Here is a 518-nt window from a genome sequence, read left to right as displayed (position 1 = left end):
TCGCAAGCCTGAGCCAAACGGTGAAGTTGGCGAAGTCGCCGTGCGCGGCCAGAACGTGATGATGGGCTATTGGGAACGGCCGGAAGAGACCGCGAAAGCCGTGATCGACGGCTGGATGCACACAGGCGACGGCGGCTACATGGACGACGAAGGCTATATCTATCTCGTCGACCGGATGAAGGACATGATCATCTCAGGCGGTGAAAACGTTTACTCCACCGAAGTGGAGAATGTGGTCGCTCAACATCCGGCCGTGGCGCAATGCGCCGTGATCGGCATTCCCGACCCGCAATGGGGCGAGACCGTGCATGCCTTCGTCATTCCGAAGCCCGGTGCGAGTGTCAATGCCGCCGAGATCATCGCCTTCTGCAAGGAGAAGATCGCCGGCTACAAGTGCCCGCGCAGCGTGGACGTGCGCAGCGAACCGTTTCCGTTGTCGGGCGCCGGCAAGGTGCTGAAGCGTGAGCTGCGGCGGCCGTTCTGGGAGAATGCAGCGGCGGCGCCGCAAGCCAGGGCCG

The 518-nt window shown here is 62.7% G+C and carries 1 protein-coding gene; it reads left to right on the top strand.

Features of this window, described 5'->3' with window-relative positions; all coding sequences use genetic code 11:
• Positions 1-518 (top strand): class I adenylate-forming enzyme family protein (locus AC1DU6_RS35830; protein ID WP_477863408.1); only part of this gene is annotated, 518 nt, incomplete at both ends.

It is taken from the genome of Roseateles sp. P5_B10 (assembly GCF_056400485.1).
The sequence above is the reverse complement of the archived record's forward strand: the minus strand, read 5'-3'. Positions and strand labels throughout refer to the sequence as shown.